The 1,033-nt window shown below is 59.8% G+C and carries 1 pseudogene; it reads right to left on the reverse strand.

Annotated features, from left to right (window positions below):
- Nucleotides 1-16 precede the first annotated feature (16 nt).
- Nucleotides 17-912: pseudogene (locus BLW10_RS13615) on the reverse strand (IS982 family transposase).
- Between the last annotated feature and the right edge of the window lie 121 nt (nt 913-1,033).

Below are 1,033 nucleotides of genomic sequence, written 5' to 3' on the forward strand. Positions count from 1 at the left end.
CGCGATGCGCGACTTTCTATCCAACTGTAATGAGCCCCTCGAACTGTAGATCGGGGCGTCCTAGGGAGCGATTGATCCAGATGGCCAGCGTATGCGCGAGCACCTTACGGGCCATCCGTGCGGTCAAATGCCAGAGATCACGCGCCCGGACTGTTTGGATGTGGAAGCGCTCGGTCAGTTGCCCAATCACGGTCTCGATCAGGCGTCGGGTGCGTTGTAAGTGTGCCCCGAACGCCGGATCACGGGTGTCGATCATGTTGGAGCGGTACGGGGTCTGCAACTCGACATGGACCTCGGCCAAATCAGCGCGTAGCGCGGCACTGAGATAGCCTTTATCGCCGATGAGTCGTCCGGCGAGCCGTTCGGTTAACTCCCAGAGGGCCTGGCGTTCGTCGATGTTGGCGGCTGAGAGCGTCAGGCGCGTAATCACGCCTGATGAACTGACGAGCAGATGGCCATGCAAGCCGTAATAGGTGATGTCTTTAGCCGCACAGTGGCCGTAATCCGACACCGCCGAGAACCGCACACAGCGCCGTGCGCGGGTGATCACACAGACGGGTACCGGAAAGCCGTCAACGAGATGCAGCGGATCGTCCATGGCCCCAAGTCACGGCTCAAACGCTCCTGAAGCGCTTGCGTGGCCACCCAGAGATTGGCCGCTTGGCGTGCAAAATCACTCCGCGACCTCAGCCCAAGAAACCAGGCCGCCCAGTGTTGGCGGAAATACGCCCAGATTCCCACGTCGGCGTCATAACCGAGAAACTCGCCGACGACCACCAGCGTGATCGCCTCGCTATCACTGAGCTGGGGGGCAAACCCACGCTGACGCAGGCGCCTCCTCGGTCCCAGCCACTCCTTCAGTTGATCGTCTACCCAGCAATACACCACGATGATAAAGTCTTCCAGCAACATGGCTGCCTCCCGAACGCCTCTGAGCTGAGTGGACCCTCTTCTCAGCGTAGTTCAGACGGCCTTGTCGCTCCAACCAAACGTCAAGCATCCACATAGACCGTTAAAAAGTCGCACATCGGGT

Source organism: Allochromatium warmingii (assembly GCF_900107145.1).
GTDB lineage: Bacteria > Pseudomonadota > Gammaproteobacteria > Chromatiales > Chromatiaceae > Thermochromatium > Thermochromatium warmingii.